General features: G+C 65.7%; 13 protein-coding genes. 8 read left to right on the top strand and 5 right to left on the bottom strand.

All coding sequences use genetic code 11. The annotated features are described in order from the left end of the window. Positions 1 to 145 precede the first annotated feature (145 nt). Positions 146 to 655: a hypothetical protein gene (locus ACIGJE_RS35415; RefSeq protein WP_156771783.1), complete on the top strand. Its 510-nt coding sequence runs from the start codon at positions 146 to 148 to the stop codon at positions 653 to 655. Positions 656 to 738: 83 nt separating this feature from the next. Here ACIGJE_RS35415 and ACIGJE_RS35410 read toward each other — a convergent pair whose 3' ends face one another. After that, a complete protein-coding gene (locus tag ACIGJE_RS35410) occupies positions 739 to 1,782 on the bottom strand; it encodes a helix-turn-helix transcriptional regulator (protein WP_415085061.1) in 1,044 nt (347 codons plus the stop codon). 263 nt (positions 1,783 to 2,045) lie between these two features. Between ACIGJE_RS35410 and ACIGJE_RS35405 the strand changes: the two genes are divergently transcribed. Genes ACIGJE_RS35405 through ACIGJE_RS35395 form a run of 3 tightly spaced genes read left to right on the top strand, consistent with a single transcriptional unit; the run spans position 2,046 to position 5,838 of the window. After that, the gene (locus ACIGJE_RS35405; protein ID WP_415085063.1) at positions 2,046 to 4,232 is read left to right on the top strand and encodes a TonB-dependent receptor; all 2,187 of its coding nucleotides are present in this window, start codon (positions 2,046 to 2,048) and stop codon (positions 4,230 to 4,232) included. A gap of 2 nt (positions 4,233 to 4,234) precedes the next feature. Next, positions 4,235 to 4,603 carry a hypothetical protein gene (locus ACIGJE_RS35400; RefSeq protein ID WP_415085065.1) on the top strand — a complete coding sequence of 123 codons (369 nt, stop codon included), beginning with the start codon at positions 4,235 to 4,237 and terminating at the stop codon, positions 4,601 to 4,603. Next, positions 4,600 to 5,838 (top strand): MFS transporter, encoded by a 1,239-nt coding sequence (locus ACIGJE_RS35395; protein WP_415085067.1) that lies wholly within the window; start codon positions 4,600 to 4,602, stop codon positions 5,836 to 5,838. Before ACIGJE_RS35400 ends, ACIGJE_RS35395 begins: the two co-directional genes overlap by 4 nt. Here the strand turns inward: ACIGJE_RS35395 and ACIGJE_RS35390 are convergent. Continuing rightward, complete coding sequence (locus ACIGJE_RS35390; protein ID WP_311932844.1) at positions 5,820 to 7,046, bottom strand: MFS transporter; 1,227 nt, start codon at positions 7,044 to 7,046, stop codon at positions 5,820 to 5,822. The two genes, ACIGJE_RS35395 and ACIGJE_RS35390, sit on opposite strands and share 19 nt — an antisense overlap. 153 nt (positions 7,047 to 7,199) lie before the next feature. Between ACIGJE_RS35390 and ACIGJE_RS35385 the strand changes: the two genes are divergently transcribed. Genes ACIGJE_RS35385 through ACIGJE_RS35370 form a run of 4 tightly spaced genes read left to right on the top strand, consistent with a single transcriptional unit; the run spans position 7,200 to position 13,274 of the window. Beyond that, the gene (locus ACIGJE_RS35385; RefSeq protein WP_483681345.1) at positions 7,200 to 8,990 is read left to right on the top strand and encodes an IucA/IucC family protein; all 1,791 of its coding nucleotides are present in this window, start codon (positions 7,200 to 7,202) and stop codon (positions 8,988 to 8,990) included. After that, a complete protein-coding gene (locus ACIGJE_RS35380) occupies positions 8,987 to 10,078 on the top strand; it encodes a GNAT family N-acetyltransferase (RefSeq protein WP_415085073.1) in 1,092 nt (363 codons plus the stop codon). The genes ACIGJE_RS35385 and ACIGJE_RS35380 overlap by 4 nt, the downstream gene beginning before the upstream one ends. After that, positions 10,075 to 11,934 (top strand): IucA/IucC family protein, encoded by a 1,860-nt coding sequence (locus ACIGJE_RS35375; protein WP_415085075.1) that lies wholly within the window; start codon positions 10,075 to 10,077, stop codon positions 11,932 to 11,934. The genes ACIGJE_RS35380 and ACIGJE_RS35375 overlap by 4 nt, the downstream gene beginning before the upstream one ends. Further along, complete coding sequence (locus ACIGJE_RS35370) at positions 11,931 to 13,274, top strand: lysine N(6)-hydroxylase/L-ornithine N(5)-oxygenase family protein (protein ID WP_415085077.1); 1,344 nt, start codon at positions 11,931 to 11,933, stop codon at positions 13,272 to 13,274. The genes ACIGJE_RS35375 and ACIGJE_RS35370 overlap by 4 nt, the downstream gene beginning before the upstream one ends. Before the next feature lie 44 nt (positions 13,275 to 13,318). Here the strand turns inward: ACIGJE_RS35370 and ACIGJE_RS35365 are convergent, their stop codons facing one another. From ACIGJE_RS35365 to ACIGJE_RS35355, 3 genes are read right to left on the bottom strand one after another with little or no spacing between them, the layout of a single operon-like run. Continuing rightward, a complete protein-coding gene (locus ACIGJE_RS35365; RefSeq protein WP_415085079.1) occupies positions 13,319 to 14,938 on the bottom strand; it encodes an ABC transporter ATP-binding protein in 1,620 nt (539 codons plus the stop codon). After that, positions 14,935 to 15,774 (bottom strand): ABC transporter permease, encoded by an 840-nt coding sequence (locus ACIGJE_RS35360; protein ID WP_415085081.1) that lies wholly within the window; start codon positions 15,772 to 15,774, stop codon positions 14,935 to 14,937. The genes ACIGJE_RS35365 and ACIGJE_RS35360 overlap by 4 nt, the downstream gene beginning before the upstream one ends. Then, complete coding sequence (locus ACIGJE_RS35355; RefSeq protein ID WP_483681342.1) at positions 15,771 to 16,724, bottom strand: ABC transporter permease; 954 nt, start codon at positions 16,722 to 16,724, stop codon at positions 15,771 to 15,773. The genes ACIGJE_RS35360 and ACIGJE_RS35355 overlap by 4 nt, the downstream gene beginning before the upstream one ends. Positions 16,725 to 16,745: the final 21 nt, after the last annotated feature.

Below are 16,745 nucleotides of genomic sequence, written 5' to 3'. Positions count from 1 at the left end.
GGCGTGCAGCCGGCCGCGCACCCTGGAACTTCTATAAACTATTGAAATAAAAAGAGATTTTCTTGAACAAATCAGCTCGGTGTGGTCCTATGCGCGCCGTTGCCAATGCCGGGACCTTGAACCCCGCGGATTGAAGGACACCATCATGACCCTGCCAAGCCCCGACGTCGCACGCCCCGTCGGCTATCATATCGACGCTCCGGCCGAGAACCTGCTCTTTTCCGTCTTCCGCTGCTGGATGGCGGGCTATGCCACCGGCGATGCCGCCTGCTGGGATATCGCCTGGGAAGGGCTGGCGCGCGAGATGCCGGAAGAAAACGCCAAGCCGCTGTTCGGCGAGTTCCACCATTTCGTGCGCACGCTGCGGGCAACGGCCGACAATGAGATCGGCTGGCGGCCGGCCGCCTGCCGTGCCCTGTGCCGCGACGAATGCCTGGTGCTTGCCATGGTCGATGCGGCGCAGCGCGACGACAGGGTCCAGTTGCTCCACGCCGCCTCCTACCTGTTGAAGAGCGATGGCCTGCACCGGGCGCTCGATGCCACCACCGCTCTTGCCAAGGCTCTCGCAAGGGTCGGGCTGTTCATCGCACCCGTCAGCCCCTGCGCCCTGGACACCATGACCCGGATGAAGCCCCCCTCCGCGACGGCCCACTGAAACAAGACGCTACAAGACGGCCGATTCCGGCCGGTGGTTCGAGGCCGTCGATATGGATGGCCGCGAACCGGGACAGTCCACGCTCAAGCGCTGCCCGCATCCGGCAATTCGCTCCCCGCTGGGGGGGCGAGCACGGAGCGGTGCTTGGCGCGCACCAGGCGCGGTGAGGTGTCGAAGCGCCTGCGGAAGGTGCGGTTGAAATAGGACAGGTCGCCGAAACCGACATCGAAAGCGATCTCGCTGATCGAACGCTTGCGCTCGTCCGGCGACTGCAGGCGGCGCATCGCCCTGTCGAGCCGGCGCTGCAGCACGAATTCCGAAAAGGTCTCGCCTTCTCCCTCGAACAGCTTCTGGAGATAGCGTGTGCTGATGCCGTGCCGTAGGGCGATCTGGCTGGCATTGAGCGCCTGGTCGTCGAGATGGGCCTCGATATCCGACTTGATGGCGTTCAGCCGCGCGGCTGCGCGATCCTGCACGGTATGCGGCGTCTGCGCCTCCGCCTCGCCGCACAGGATGTCGACGAGATCGCCCATATAGGCGCAGGCATGCTGCAGCAGCACCGGACCGCTCATCGGCAGCAGGCCGCGCATCAACGCCGCGCCGTAGTTGCCGAGCAGAACCAGCGTGTCGTTGTTTTGCGGGAAGACGCGCAGGCTGGCCGAGCATTCGAGCATGTTCGCGGTGATGCGTTCGCTCGCCAGGATCAGGCAATCGACGCGGTCCACATGCCTTAGCCAGACGCTTGCAGGCCTGCCGCCCGCCAGGAAGATCGCCTCCCTGGCCGAGACGACGGTGCGCTGCCCGTCCCGCACCACCTCCATCCGGCCGTTGGAGGGACGCAACAGCATGCCGCCTGCGCCGGCTTCGGTGCTATCCAGACCCGCGGCATCGAGGACGAGTTCGCTGTCCTGGAGCGGCGAGAAGCAGGAGATCGGACCGATATCGGGATCGAGGCGCAGCAATGCCCGGGCGCCGAGCAAGACCGGATCCGATGGACCGAGCCTGCGCTGCGCAGCCAAGCGTCCGCTGGCCCGCAGTTCGACCAGCGCCAGTTCCTCGCTCGTCAGCCCGTGCCCAAGCAGCCAGACAGGCCGCAGCCTTCCCGCAAAGGGCTCTCGCGGCGTCAAAACGGCGTGATCCGCGCCTCCAGTTCGCTTCAGTCCATCAATCAATGCGCCCAAGTCCAAGAAATCAAACAACTCGACAAGTAAGACCGCTCATCAATATAGAGCGCGAAAGGTCGGATATCCAGAAGTATATGCCACCCAAACCCAGATTATAATCGTTATAAACTGGGAATGTACTATGAATATACAACAGGAATTCGTCTGGAATCGCCAAATATAACTTAGTTTCGGATCGAGAGTGGCTGGAGGTCTAAAAATTCATCATGGGCAAGATATCCGTATCGGCGGTCATGTTTCTATCGGTTGTTTCGCCTGCACTGGCACAACAGTCGCAGGAGCAGCCGATTGAGCTCGATCCGGTTACCGTTACCGCCTCTCGCGCCGAAAGATCCGTCTCCGATATTCCGCAATCGGTCCAGGTGATCGACAGGCAGGAAATCGACAAGCAGCTCCAGCAAAGCTCGAGCGCGTCGGCGGCCCTGGCCAAGCTGGTGCCGGGCTTTTCGGTTTCCAACCAGACGGTCTCGGGCGCTTCCGAAAGCTATCGCGGCCGTGACCTGCTCGTGCTGGTCGACGGCGTTCCCCTCAGCACCCCGCTGCGGGACGTTTCGCGCATCCTGTCCCTGATCGACCTCAACTCGATCGAGCGCATCGAGATGGTGGCCGGCGCGTCCAGCCTCTATGGGGCCGGCGCCACCGGCGGCACCGTCAATTTCATCACCAAGAAGGCTGAACCCGGCAAGCCCCGCATCACCGTGAACACGGCCCTGCGCGCCTTCACGGCGAATGCCGTGGATTCGGTGGCGCCGGAACTGTCCGCCAGCATCTCCGGCAAGGCCGAGAATGGGCTCGATTATGTCCTGAGCGGCAGCGGCTATCTCGGGCGTCGCACCTATGACGGTTCCGGGCGGGAATTGCCATCCGACGCCATGCTGGGCCAGGGCGGCGGCGACCGTTTCGGCCGGGTCAATCTTCTCGCCAAGTTCGGCTATGACTTCGACACCGGCAAGCGGCTCGAATTCTCGGCAGGCTGGTACTATTTCAACCAGACGCCGCGCTACATGACCGACTATTCCGGCTCCTATGCCCGGCCGAGCTATCTGCAGCCCTATACCGGGCAGAGCGTTCTCGAAGACACCAAGTCCCTGTCGCTGCGCTACACCGACAAGGATTTTGCCCTCGGCAGCCTCAACATCGTCGGCTTTTACAACAACATCAAGAAGCGCTTTAATTATTCAAAATTCGATCCACTGTACAACAATCTAGTCTACTATTCCTTCAACCCAGCCGATCCAACCAGCCCCTATAACCAGACCACGCTCTATTCGGACCGCGGCGGTGTCAACCTGACCATCGACACTCCGCTCGACACCATCTGGGAAGGCGCAAAACTCACCTGGGGCAGCGATCTCATCCTCGAGAAGACCCACCAGACGCTGACCAACGGCCAGGACGTCTTTACACCGCTGCAGCAGGTGACGGCGGCGGCCTTTGGCCAATTGCAGGTGCCTTTGACCGATCGCCTCACCGTGCGCGGTGGTGCGCGTTTCGAGCACTTCGCCCTTGACGTCGACGACTTCATCCGGCCGGCGGCCTATACCGTCGGCGCCGTGCTGCCGGCCCTGCGCGTTACCGGCGGCAACTTTTCTTATTCCAAGCCGACTTTCAACATTGGCGGCACCTTCAAGCTGACTGAGACCAGCGAGATCTTCGGCGGTTTCTCGCAGGGCTTCGCCTTGCCCGACGTCGGCGCCTATACCCGCCGCGCCGGCCTGTCGAGAGCCTATGCCTGCCCGATTGCCCGGCCGAACTGCCTTCCCGCCGGCGCGAGTGTTTCCTATGCCTCAATCAGTCCCGAGGCCCAGATCGTCAACAACTACGAACTCGGCATCCGCGGCAGCCATGACCGTTTCAAGGGCAGCCTGACGGGCTTCATCTCCACCTCCAGCCAGGGCGTGACCTTCGATCCCATCACCAACACCATCTCGCAGCAGAAGGAATTCATCTATGGCGGCGAGTTCACCGGCGAATATGCGGCGACGGACCAGCTGACCATCGGCACCGTGCTCGGCTATCGCGAGGGGCGCTACGATTCCAACAAGGACGGCAAGCTCGACAGCTGGCTGCCCAACAACCGCATCGCCACCCCCTTCCGCGGCACGCTCTATGCCAGCTACGTCTTCGACAATGGCGTGTCGGTGCGCGTGGAGGGCGAGGGCTTCTCCGGCCGCGACAAGGCGATCGACCTCAAGGGCACCCGTTACAAGATCAAGCCGGGCGCCACCATGAACGTAGCCCTGTCAGCACCGGTGAAGGGCGGCGAGGCCTATGTGTCCGTCGACAATCTGTTCGACACCCGCTTCCAGAACCCCACCGCGACTTCCGTGCGCAACCTCCCGGTCTATTCCTGGGGCCGTACGGTGACGCTCGGCTACCGCAAGACGTTCTGATCATGGTGGAACTCGACAAGCACGGCGCGCTCCTGATCCTGCGCTACCTGCCGCCCTACGAGGATCGCGACGAGCGCGCCTATCTCGATGCGCTGATCGAAATCGGCCGCAGGGACAGCACCTTTGCCCTGCTGGCCGTCTTCGCCGGCGGCGGCGGGCTCTCCCAGGCCGGCGAACGCGAGCAGGCCCTTTGGTTCAAGGCAACGCGGGAGCGCTTCGAACACCATTGCCGCGCCCTCGCCATCGTCCGGCCGGACGCGAACCCGCGCATGATCGAGACCTTCCAGCGCCTGTGGTCGATGCCGCTGACCGCGACTTGCGACGAACAGGCGGCCAGGAGCTTCATCACGCAGCATATGGAGACGGCATGACGGCGCTCGCCCAGGATATCCCTGCCTCCAGGCCCGGCCGCCTGCGCCTGTTCGCGGTCCTCGGCGGCCTCTATCTGGCCCAGGCCATTCCCTCCTACCTGATCGCCGCCGCCCTGCCCCCCATCATGCGCGAGGCAGGGGTCTCGCGCACCGCGATCGGCTATCTCAGCCTGCTCTTCCTGCCGCTGGTGCTGAAGTTCCTGTGGGCGCCCTTGGTCGATCGCATCCGGCCCTTCGCCCGGGCGCATCGGGCAGGATGGGTGATCCTTACCCAACTCGGCGTGATCGCCTCCATCCTGGCGTTGCTGCCGCTTGGCCCAACCCATGTCGGCGGCATTCTGGGAATCGGCCTGGTCACCGCGCTGCTGGTCTCGACCCAGGACATCGCTACCGACGGCTATGCCGCCAAATATCTGGCGCCGGAGGACCGCGCCATCGGCAACGCCATCCAGGGCGGCTCGGTGGCCTTCGGCGTGGTGATCGGCGGCACGCTCGGCCTCGTGCTCTATCACCATATCGGCTGGGCCGGCATGCTTCTGGTCATCGCCGCCTTTTCGGCCCTGCCGCTGATCGCCGCCTTCGCCATGTGGGAGGCCCCCGCCTCGCCGTCCGACCGGCTGACGCGCCCCTCCATCAAAGCCTTCTTGCGCCGGCCCGAGATCCGCACCGTGCTGTGGATCGCGCTGATCTACCGGATGAGCGAGGGCCTGGTGAAGGCAATGGAAGGCCCCTATCTCGTCGATGCCGGCGTACCGCTCGACCGTATCGGCTATCTTTCAGGCGTATCGGCGGCGACGGCGGGCCTTGCCGGATCGGCGATCGCTGCCCTCCTGGTCAAGCGCTGCGGCACCGCCGCCACGCTCGGCCTGCTCGGCGGCTTGCGCACCTTGTGCTTCGCCCTCTTCGCCGCTCATGCGCTCGGCGTGGTCACCGGAGCCTGGCCGCTGTTCGGCGCCGCAGGCTTCCAGACCTTCATCCGCTACATGGAGATCGTCGCGCTCTACAGCCTGTTCATGACGGTGACGTCATCGGACCAGCCCGGCACCGACTTCACCATCCTGGCCTGCGCCCAGATGGTGGTCTATCTCGTCGGGTCGCTGATCTCGGGCAAGCTCGCCGACCTCATGGGCTATGGCGCGCTCTTCGGCCTCGCCACCGCCCTCTCGGCCATTGCCGTTCTTGCCACCATCAGGTTGCTGGCGAATGTGGCCCGCCCTCAGGGAGCCACGCCATGATCCCGAGATACCTCATCCCGGGGCATCTCGTCCTCGGCGCGGTCATCCAGACGCAGCAAAGCGAGGCAGGTTGCGATCGCAATGCCGACGGCCATCGCGAAGGGCAGCTCCGGCGACAAGGCGAAGGCCGCGCCGCCGCAGAGCGCGCCCAGACCCTGCCCGGCGGCATGGGTGCTGGCGAGCCAGCCGGCGGCCCCCGCCTGGCGATGCGCCGTAACACGCTGGCTAAGGCAGGCGGTATAGGCGGGCGTCGCGACCGCCAACCCGATGCCGGCCCAGACCGCGCCGACCGGCACCAGCCAGGGCAGCGGCGCCAGGATAATGGCCAGGCACCCCAGTGCGAAGCCCGCAACGCCCCAGCGCATGTTGCGCCCCAGTTTGAAGGCAAGGCGCGGCACGAGCAGGATCTGCGTCGCGATCATGGCGACTGCAACCGCGGCATAGGTCGCGCCTCCCAGGCCCGCGGCGGCAATGGCATCGAGGCGGAAGCGATGCTGCAGGAACAGGCCGAGGACGAGCTGGATCTGGCCGAAGCCGAAGGTCAGCGCAAAGCCGACGGCAAGCAACGGAAGGACACGCCGGATATTGGCACGCCTGCTCGAGGTTTCGCCTTTCTTGCCGACTGCGGGAGCCGCCGGCAGGTTCGGCGCGCACAGCAGCAGCACCGGGCTGACAACCATCATGACGACGGGCACGATGACGCCGGCTCCCGCGCCCAGCGTCACCAGGGAACCGGCGATGCGGCCGACATTCAGGCCGGCGCTGAGATTGGCAAGCGCGGCCGGCCGACGCTCGGCGACGCTGCGCTGCACGATGGCGGCCTGAGCGTGTGGCATCACCCCGGCAGCACCGACACTGTAGAGCAGGCGCGAGACCAGGAGCAGCCCGAGCGCGGCTGCAGGCACACCGACATAGAGCGCCCCCAGGAACAGGCCCTGGCCTGCAATCATCAGGCAGGCGAGCCCGGCGAAGAACGGCCTGATCCGCCAGGCCGCGCCGTGATGCCCCCAGAGCGGCGCTGCCACCAGGAAAACCGCTGCGCCCAGGAAGGCGACGGCGCCGATCTGCGGGGACGCCAGCCCCGTTCTTTCCGTGACGATCGGTACCAGCGCCAGCAGGGCCGACTGGCCGAAGCCCGACGAGGCCGCGATCAGCGCCAGGCGAAGGCTGTCCGCGCGCGAAACAGAGAGGGCGGCATCGGAGGCCATGCTTTTCTCCAAACAATTTCCTTGATCCAACTAAAAACAAACTCTAGGTAATTCAATAGTAATTTTAGAAAACTTGTAGAAATATTATAAATTGTACAAGTAGTTATTTGTATAACTTCTTTGCAATTTGGAGTTCTGCCGAAAAGGAACACCATGAACGCCATCGACCTGATCAGACGATCCATCGACATCGCCCACGACGTCTCCATGCGCGCCTTCCTCAACAGCCTGATGCGCGAATGGCAGGGCTGGACGATGGAACATGAAGACACCAGCGCCGGAAGCGGCCGGCTTCTCGCCCGCTTCCCCCTGCCCCGCCGGGGCGGCCATGTCGCCATCGAGATGACGCATCGATCGCGGGCGGCCTATCACGGCTTCCGTCCGCCCTTTCTGGAATTCTCAGGCACCGCGCCGCCGCGCCCGATCAGCTTTCAGGAGTTCGTCTTCCTGCTCGCCAGCGAACCGGACATCGTCGGCAGCGGCGACAAGGACAGGAGCCTGACCTTCCTGTCGCGGGTGCTCGACAGCATCCGGAACATCGAGGATGTGGCGGCACGCGTCCCGTCCCCCGATGCTTATTTCGCGCAGCGCGACCCCAGCTTCGCCGAGGCGGAGGGCTCGCTGCGCTTCGGCCATGCCGTGCATCCCACGCCGCGCAGCCGGGACCAGTTCACCCTGGAGGATTCCCGGCGCTTCGCCCCCGAATATCGGCAGGGATTCGCCTTGCGCTGGTGGGCTGCCGATCCGGCTCTGGTGCTTCAGGACAGTTCGCGCACCCAGACCGCGGCCGAGCTCTGCCAGAACCTGGCCGCCGGCGATCCTGCGATGGATCCGGAGGTCGTGCAGTCCGCCAAGGGCCGCGTTCTTTTGCCGATGCATCCCTGGCAGGCCGCCCAGCTGGCGCTCGACCCGGCCATTGACGGGCTGTTCCGCCGCGGCCTGCTGAAGGATCTCGGCCATGCCGGCTCGCTTTGGCAAGCGACCTCCTCGCTGCGCGCCATCCATGCCCCGCACGCCGACTGGATGCTGAAATTCTCGCTCAGCCTGCGCCTCACCAATTCGCGCCGGGTCATCGAAACCCGTGAATGCGAGCGCGGCATCGAGATCGATCGCCTTCTGGCCGGTGAAGTCGGCCGGACCATCGCCCGGCGTTTCCCGAGCTTCAAGGTGATGGGCGAACCCGCTTATCTCCTGCTGCAGGATGCCGACGGCAAGGCCCTGCCGCAGACCACGGTGATCCTGCGCGAAAACCCGTTCAAGGGAGCAAGCCAGCCGCCAGCCGCCGTGCTGGCCGCTCTTTGCGAGATCTATCCCGACGGGCATGACAGCGCCCTTGCCACCATCATCCGGCGCATTGCCGGGCAGGAGCCGGCCGATCCCGCTGCGGTGGCACGCCGCTGGTTCCGCCAGTTCCTCGACAAGGTCGTCGCGCCCTTCCTGTTGATCCAGGCCGATATCGGCCTCCTCTTCGGTGCGCATCAGCAGAACATCGTGGTGGAACTTGCCGAAGGCTGGCCGGTGGCCGTGCATTTCCGTGACTGCCAGGGCACCGGCTATATCCGCGAATTCCTGCCCGAGCTCGCCAGGAAGGCTCCCGGCAGCCCGATGAAGGCAGGCCATGTCTTCAACTCGGACGAAGCGGCCCAGCTCGTGGGCTACTACCTCCTCGTCAATTCGGTCTTCGCGGTGATCGGCGCGCTCGGCACCTCGCGCCTCATCGCCGAGGACGTCCTGATCGGCGATCTGCGAGCCTTCCTCGAGGAGCTCGCCGCCCTGCCGCTCGCCGACAAGACCTGCCTCACCTACCTCCTCACCGCGCCGACGCTCGGCAGCAAAGGAAACTTCATGATCTGCTTCCGCAACATCAATGAAAACACCGAAGTGACCGATCCCCTTGCCGGCTATGTACCCCTGAGCAACCCCATCGCGGAGGCCGTGGCATGACCCTGCAGATGAAGATCGCTCCCGCCGAAGTCGCCGCTCCCCCCGCCCCCAGCCGGCATTGGCCCCTCCGCCTCGACGGCGAAGCCGTTATCGAGAGCCGCCTGCAGGCGGATGGCAGCCTTGAGCTGACGGCGCAGGCCGGCTCGGCGACGATCGGACGTGCCGGGCTGCGCACGCCTGAAGGAGATGGCCCGGGCATTCTGGTCATCCACCAGCCCGATGCGACCCATCCCGGCGATATCCATGTCATTGCCATCCTGGTGGAAGCCGCTTTCCAGCTTTTTCCTGCCATGGTTGCCCTGCACCTGCCCGATGTCGCCGGCAAACCGGCCCTGCTGCCCCTCACTGCGCAGACCGTGACGGACGACGCGACCAGTACGAGCGCCGTGCGCATCGCCCGCGAGCATTTCTACCAGCTGCCTTTGCTCTGGCACCGGCCGGAAGGGCTGCGGGCCTTTCCCGAGATCCGCTCCGCCATCGGCCCGCAGGATCGCCTGCCGCCCCTGCGGCCGCCGCAGCCGACCGGCATCTTCTATCGGCGCTGGATTCCGGAACTCGGCACCACGTTGTCGATGCGGGCCATCGACCGCCGCCGCGATCTCAAGCTCTTCCATGGCTGGATGAACCAGCCCCGCGTCGCCTTCTTCTGGGAGCTGGCCCAGAGCGAGGCCGAGCTCGACCGCTATCTCGCCGAGCAGGAAGCCGATCCGCATATCTTCGGCGTGATCGGCAGCCTGGGCGACGAGCCCTCCGGCTATTTCGAATTCTACTGGGCCAAGGAAGACCGGCTCGGCCCCTTCTACGACGCGGAAGACTATGATCGCGGCTGGCACGGGTTGATCGGCAATTCCCGCCACCTCGGCCGCGCCAGGACCGGCACCTGGTTCCGCTCGGTGACCCATAGCCTGTTCCTCGACGAGCCACGCACGCGCCGGGTGGTCGGCGAGCCCCGCGCCTCGCACCAGAAGATGCTGAGCTATTGCGCCCAGACCGCCTATGACAAGGTGAAGGAATTCGACTTCCCACATAAGCGCGCGGCGCTGGTGTGCTGCCAGCGCGAGCGCTTCTTCCGGGAGGTGGTGCTATGAGCCGGGGCACGCCAACCCTTGGCCCCCTGCCCGACGGCAGCTCGATCGATGCCGGGCTCTGGCTGGCGCTGAACCGGGCCGTCATCGCCAAGGCGATCAGCGAACTCGCCTTCGAGGAGGGCCTGGCACCCGAACCCGCCAATGCCGAGGGAACCCAGTGGATCCTGCGCTTTGCCGGAGGGGTCGCCTATCGCTTCAAGGCCGTGCGCCGCATCTGGGGCAATCTGTCGATCGACGCAGCCAGCCTGATGCGACAGAACGGCGCCGCCCTATGCCCGGCCGACGATGCCGCCGGCTTCATGCTCGATGCCCGCGAAACCCTGGACATCGAGCCGGATACGCTGTGCATCTACGCCAAGGAGCTGTTCAGCACCTTGCTGGCGGATGCCCGGATCGCGACCATGGCCGGATCCGGCGAATGCGAACATCTGCTGACCCTGCCGGATGATCAGGTCCAGGCCTATCTCGACGGCCACCCCAAGGCGCCGGCCAGCAAGGGCCGGATCGGCTGGGGCCTGAGCGACTTCTCCCGTTACGCGCCCGAGTTCCAGCCAACCTTCCAGCTGTTCTGGCTGGCCGCGGACCGCAGTCGCTGCCGCCTCAGCCTGGCCGGGGACATCGACGAGGAGGCGCTGCTCGCCGCCTCCCTTGGCGAGGACGAGCGCGAGAGGCTGCAGGCCGCCTGCAAGGCGGCGGGCCTCGACCCAGCGCGCTTTACGCTCCTGCCGGTGCATCCCTGGCAGTGGGACAATATGATCGTGGCACAGTTCGCCGGCGAGATCGCCGCCGGACGCATCGTGCCACTCGGGCTTTTCGGTGACGCCTACCGTCCTCTGCAGTCACTGCGCACCCTGGCCAATACAGCTTCGCCGACCAAGCTGCACCTCAAGCTCTCGCTCACCATTCTCAACACCTCGGCCTGGCGCGGCGTACCCGGCAAATACATGGCGATCGGCCCCGCCTTCTCGAACTGGCTCGCCGACAAGGCCAGGCGGGATCCCGAGCTTGCCAATGCGCTGGTGCTGCGCGAATGCGCGGGCGCCTTCTATCCCCACCCCCTCTATGAGAGGATCGCCGACGCTCCCTACCAGTTCCGCGAGATGCTGGGCGTGATCTGGCGCGAGAGCCCGGAAGCCGGCCTCGCCGCCGGGCGGCGCCCGCTGATGCTCGGTGCCCTCATCAAGAGCGACTTTGCCGGCGTGCCGCTCGCCAGCGCCCTGATCGCAGCATCAGGGCTGTCACATGCCGAATGGCTGGCCCGCCTGTTCGATGCCGTGGTCCTGCCGCTCTACCATTTCCTCTGCCGCTATGGCGTGGGCTTCATCGCCCACGGCCAGAACATCACCGTGCTGCTCGACGGCGCCATCCCCTACGGCGTCGCGCTGAAGGATCTGCAGGGCGATGTCGACCTCGTCGATCAGGCGTTCGCTGAGGCAGCCGACCTCGAGCCCGCCATCCGCGACACCTTGCTGAAGCGGCCGGCCGCCCATCTGCTGCAGCATCTACAGACCGGGCATTTCGCCAGCGTGCTGCGCTTTCTTTCCGATACGCTCGCAAGCCACGATCGTTTTCCCGAGATCGAGTTCTATGGCGCGCTGGCGCAGCGCCTGCGCCTCTATCAGGCGCGCCACCCCGATCTGGCGGATCGCTTCGAGCTGTTCGATCTCTTCACGCCGAAGGTGCCGCGCATCTGCATCAACCGCGTCAGGCTCGCCATCGGCTATGGCGACGCCAATCGCCGCCCGGTACCGAGCCTGGGCAGCGAACTCGACAATCCCCTTCACCTCGCCGAACGCGAATCCCGCCCCTTGCGGGACCGCGGCTTCGCCGACAAATCCGCAGGAGTCCAGGCATGACACAGCGCAATCCGCTCGACCTCGCCGGCATCGGCATCGGCCCGTTCAACCTCAGCCTTGCCGCCCAGCTCGACGCCATCGACGGCGTCGAAGCCGCCTTCTTCGAGAAGCGCGAGCGCTTCGACTGGCATCCGGGCATGATGCTGCCCGACGTGACGCTGCAGACCTCCTTTCTGAAGGATCTGGTCACGGCCACCAATCCGACCAGCCCGTGGAGCTTCATCGCCTATCTCGTCGCGCATCGGCGCTTCTATGACTTCATCAATGCCGAATTCGCCGACGTGCCCCGCCAGGAATTCGCCAATTACCTGGCCTGGGTCGCCAAGGGCCTGGACAGCCTGCGCTTTGGCGAGGACGTGCAGGCCCTCGACTTCGACGGCCGCCACTTCGTCCTGCAAACGGGCAACGGCACGATCGAGGCCCGCAATGTCGCTCTCGGCATCGGCCTGCAGCCCTATCAGCCCGACTTCGTACGCAAGCTGACCGGCCAGAACCATTTCCACTCCTCGCGCGCCGCCTTCGAACTCGCCCGCGCCGCGGGCAAGCGCGTGGCGGTGATCGGCGGCGGCCAGAGCGGCGCGGAGATCCTGCTTCATCTGCTCGGAGCGGGTGAAGCCGCCGCGGCCTCGGTCGACTGGATCAGCCTGCGCCCGAACTTCCAGCCGCTCGATGCAACGCCCTTCACCAACGAATTGTTCACGCCGCATTACGTGCGCAACTTCCACAATCTCGCCGAAGGGCGGCGACTGTCCACCGTGGAGCGCGAGAAACTGGCGGGCGACGGCGTTTCGGCTTCCACGCTGTCGGAAATCTATCGGCGCCTCTATACGCTGCGCCATATCGAGCGCGGCGGGCCCCAGGCCCGCCTGATGCCGCATCGCGAAGTGCTGGATGTCGAGCAGAACGCCGGCGGCTTCCGGCTGGTGATGCGCAACGGCTTCGACGGCGGCATCGAATTCAGCCAGGCCGAAATGATCGTGCTGGCCACCGGCTACAGCTATCGTCTGCCCGATTGCCTTGCGCCGATACAGGATCGCATCGCGATCGACGGAACGGGCCGGCTGCGGCTGGAAGCCGATTTCTCGGTGAAATGGGACGGCCCCGCCGATAACCGCATCTTCGCGCTGAATGCCGGGCTGATCAGCCATGGCATCGCCGAACCGCAGCTCAGCCTGATGGCATGGCGCAGCGCGGTGATCGCCAATGCCCTGATCGGCCAGCCCTTCTTCGACGTCGAGCCGCCGGCCTCGCCGCTGGCCTGGTCGACGGGCAGCGACCGGGCGGAGATGGCGGACGCAGAGGTCGAATATCTGCGCCGTCCATCCCATCGCAGTTGCTAACAGCATCACGAAAGGCGGCAGCAGCGTGGCTGCCGCCGACGACCTCAGGCCGGCATCGCCTGCGGGACGGCCAGGGAAGGCGTCGCCTCCAACAAAGCGCGCGTATAGGTGTGCTGCGGCCGGTCGAAGATCTCGGCGACACTGCCCTGCTCGACGATCCGGCCGTCCTTCATCACCACGATGCGGTCGGCGACCTGCGAGACCGCCGCCATGTCGTGCGAGATGAAGAGACAGGCAAAGCCATGCTTGTCCTGCAGGCGCCGAAATAATTCGAGCACCTGCTTCTGGATGGTCATGTCGAGCGCCGACACCGGTTCGTCGGCGACCACGAAGGCGGGATTGCGTATCACGGCCCGCGCAATGGCGACGCGCTGGCGCTGGCCGCCCGACAGGGCATGCGGAAAGCGCTCCGCAAAACCGGCGAGCCCCACCTCGGCCAGGATGGCTTCCACCCGTTCACGCCGTTCCGCTCGCCCGAGCCGGGGTCCGTGGGACAGGGGCTCTGCAACGATGTCGCCGATGCGCTGGCGCGGATCGAGCGAAGAATAGGGATCCTGGAAGACGAGCTGGCAGTTGAGACGGAAATCGCGCTGGCGCGACCGCCCGGCCCCGGCCATCGGCCCGCCGCGAAAGGCGACCTCGCCGCTCGCCAGAGGCAACAGGCCGATCATCGCCCGCCCCAGCGTGGTCTTGCCGGAACCGGAACCGCCGACCACCGCCACCGCTTCGCCGGGACGCACAGCCAGAGACACGCCATCGACCGCCAGTTTGGGCGGGGTCGACGAGAACATTCCACCAGAGCCCGGGAAGCGCACGCTGACCTCGCGCGCCTCGATCAAGGCCGGCGCGTCGGGAACCGGCGCGCGGTTGTCCTCGCGCCTGGGCAAGGCATCGAGCAAAGCGCGCGTATAGGCCTGACGCGGCCGGGTCAGCACCTCGGCCACGCCGCCCCGTTCGACCAGCCGCCCGCGCTGCAGCACCACGACCTTATGGGCATATTGCGCCACCAGGCCGAGATTGTGGGTGATGAGCAGCACCGCCGTACCCTCGGTCCGCGTGAGTTCCACCATCAGCCGGAGCACCTCGCGCTGAGACAGCGTGTCGAGCGCCGTGGTCGGTTCGTCGGCGATCAGCAATTTCGGCTTCAGCAGCATCACCGAGGCCAGCATGATGCGCTGGCGCATGCCGCCGGAGAATTGGTGCGGATAGGCGCTCAGGCAGCCCTTTGGATCCTTGATCTGCACCCGCGCCAGCATTGCGCAGGCCAGGCTGTCCGCCTCAGCCGCGCTGACCTTGCGATGCAGCATCAACCCCTCGGCAAGCTGGGCGCCGATCGTCATGGCCGGATTGAGCGAGACCATCGGCTCCTGGAAGATCATGCCGATCGAGCCGCCGCGCAGCCGGCGCATCGCCTCGGCGCCGAGGCTGTCCACGTCCCGCCCCTCGAACAGCACTTCGCCGGCGATGCGACGCACCTGCGGCGGCACCAGCCGCAAGGCGGAGCGCGCCGCCATGGTCTTGCCGCTGCCGGACTCTCCGACCAGCGCCACGATCTCGCCGGCCCCGACATCGAAGCTGACGTCGTCGAGGATGCGCAGTCCACCGGGCCCCTCCATGGTCAGGCCCCGCACGCCGAGCAGCGGATTTGCGATCGTCCCGTTCATCGCTGTCCCTCCATGCGCGGATCGAAGCGGTCGCGAATGGCATCGCCCATCAGGTTGATGCCGAGCAGAGTAAAGGCGAGGCAGAGGCCGGGCGCGACGCCGAGCCAGGCCGCCCGCTCGATATAGGGCCGGGCCGCCGCCAGCATGTTGCCCCAGCTCGCTATCTCCGGCGGCGCCCCGAGGCCGAGGAAGCTGAGTGAGCTTTCCGACAGGATCACCCAGCCCAGCATGGAGGTCGCCAGCACGATGATCGGCGCCAGGCAATTGGGCAGCACATGCTTGACCATCGTTTTCCATTCGGAATTGCCGATGACGCGCGAAGCCTCGATATATTCGCGCTCGCGCACCGACATCACCGTGCCGCGCACCACTCGCAGCACGGAGGGGGTATAGGCGAGACCCAGGGCCAGCACGATCGCCCCGACGCTGTGGTCGCGCCCGACGATGACGATGACGCCGAGCGCCAGCAGCAGGCCGGGAAAGGCCAGCAGGGCATCGCTGACCACCATCAGGACGCGATCGGCCGTTCCCTTGAGATAGCCGGCGAGAAGACCAAGCGCGGTGCCGAGCACCACGGCAAAGCCGACCGACAGGCAGGCGATGCCCAGGCTGATCGATGCCCCGGCCATCACGCCGGAGAGAACGTCATGGCCATATTTGTCCGTGCCGAACCAGTGGGCGGCCGAGGGCGGCTTGAGCAGCGCGGTGAAATGCACCTTCATCGGCGGATAGGGCGTCCAGACCAGCGACAGCAGCGCCATCGCCACCACGAGGCCGAGAAAGAGGCCGCCGAGCACGGCATTGAAGCGAAAACGGGGGATGCGAAGCATGCTCATGTCGCCGAGACCCTGGGATCGAACAGCGGGTAGCACAGGTCCACCACCAGATTGACCAGCACATAGATCAGCGCCGTCATCAGCAGGCAGCCCTGGATGACGGGGTAATCGCGCGAGAAGATCGAATCCACCATTAGGCGGCCGAGGCCTGGCAAGGTGAACACGGTCTCGAGCACGGCGATGCCGCCGAGCAGGTTGCCGAGGGTGAGGCCGATCACGGTCCAGGTCGGGGCAAAGGCGTTGGGCAGGACATGGCGTAGCAGCACCCGGCTTTCCTTCAAGCCCTTCGCCCGGGCATGCATGACATATTCGAGCCGGAGCACCTCGATGGCACTGGCGCGCGACATCCGGGTCAGCACGCCCGTCTCGATCAAGGCGAGCGTGGCGATGGGCAGGATCACATAGAGCAGGGCCTGGCCGGCATCTTGCGAGAAGGGCACATAGCCCACCACCGGCAGCCAATGCAGCTTGGAGCCGAAGACGAGCAGGAAGATCATGCCGAGCCAGAAGCTCGGGATCGACAGCAGCAGCGTGGCGCTGGAGACGATGGCGAGATCGGCGGCGCGATTCTGCTTCCAGGCGGCCAGCAATCCGCCCGGCACCGCCAGCAGGGCTGCCAGGAACACGGCGGCCAGCACGATGATGGCCGAGACCTTGAAGCGATCGACGATCAAGGGCAGCACCGCCTGGCCATTGGTGATGGACTGCCCGAGATCGCCCTGCAGCATGTGCTGGAGCCAATACCAGAACTGCACCACGATCGGCTTGTCGAGCCCCATGGCGATGCGCAGCGCCTCCAGCTGCGCCTCGCTGGCATTGTCGCCGAGCGCGACCTGGGCCGGATCGCCCGGGATCAGCCGGACGAGCACAAAAACCATGACGGCAACGAGCAGGAGCGTGGGTATCGCCCACAGGATCCGACGCGCGACATAGAGAGCCAGTGCTTTCATTGCTGAACTACCTCGCCAAGC

Source organism: Labrys sp. E2SS-1L (genome assembly GCF_057073705.1).
The sequence above is the reverse complement of the archived record's forward strand: the minus strand, read 5'-3'. Positions and strand labels throughout refer to the sequence as shown.

Bases quoted from the DNA above. Each gene is read 5' to 3' on its own strand.
- ACIGJE_RS35415 (WP_156771783.1), top strand. From the start codon at position 146: ATGACCCTGCCAAGCCCCGACGTCGCACGCCCCGTCGGCTATCATATC.
- ACIGJE_RS35405 (WP_415085063.1), top strand. From the start codon at position 2,046: ATGGGCAAGATATCCGTATCGGCGGTCATGTTTCTATCGGTTGTTTCG.
- ACIGJE_RS35400 (WP_415085065.1), top strand. From the start codon at position 4,235: ATGGTGGAACTCGACAAGCACGGCGCGCTCCTGATCCTGCGCTACCTG.
- ACIGJE_RS35395 (WP_415085067.1), top strand. From the start codon at position 4,600: ATGACGGCGCTCGCCCAGGATATCCCTGCCTCCAGGCCCGGCCGCCTG.
- ACIGJE_RS35390 (WP_311932844.1), bottom strand. From the start codon at position 7,046: ATGGCCTCCGATGCCGCCCTCTCTGTTTCGCGCGCGGACAGCCTTCGC.
- ACIGJE_RS35385 (WP_483681345.1), top strand. From the start codon at position 7,200: ATGAACGCCATCGACCTGATCAGACGATCCATCGACATCGCCCACGAC.
- ACIGJE_RS35380 (WP_415085073.1), top strand. From the start codon at position 8,987: ATGACCCTGCAGATGAAGATCGCTCCCGCCGAAGTCGCCGCTCCCCCC.
- ACIGJE_RS35375 (WP_415085075.1), top strand. From the start codon at position 10,075: ATGAGCCGGGGCACGCCAACCCTTGGCCCCCTGCCCGACGGCAGCTCG.
- ACIGJE_RS35370 (WP_415085077.1), top strand. From the start codon at position 11,931: ATGACACAGCGCAATCCGCTCGACCTCGCCGGCATCGGCATCGGCCCG.
- ACIGJE_RS35365 (WP_415085079.1), bottom strand. From the start codon at position 14,938: ATGAACGGGACGATCGCAAATCCGCTGCTCGGCGTGCGGGGCCTGACC.
- ACIGJE_RS35360 (WP_415085081.1), bottom strand. From the start codon at position 15,774: ATGAGCATGCTTCGCATCCCCCGTTTTCGCTTCAATGCCGTGCTCGGC.
- ACIGJE_RS35355 (WP_483681342.1), bottom strand. From the start codon at position 16,724: ATGAAAGCACTGGCTCTCTATGTCGCGCGTCGGATCCTGTGGGCGATA.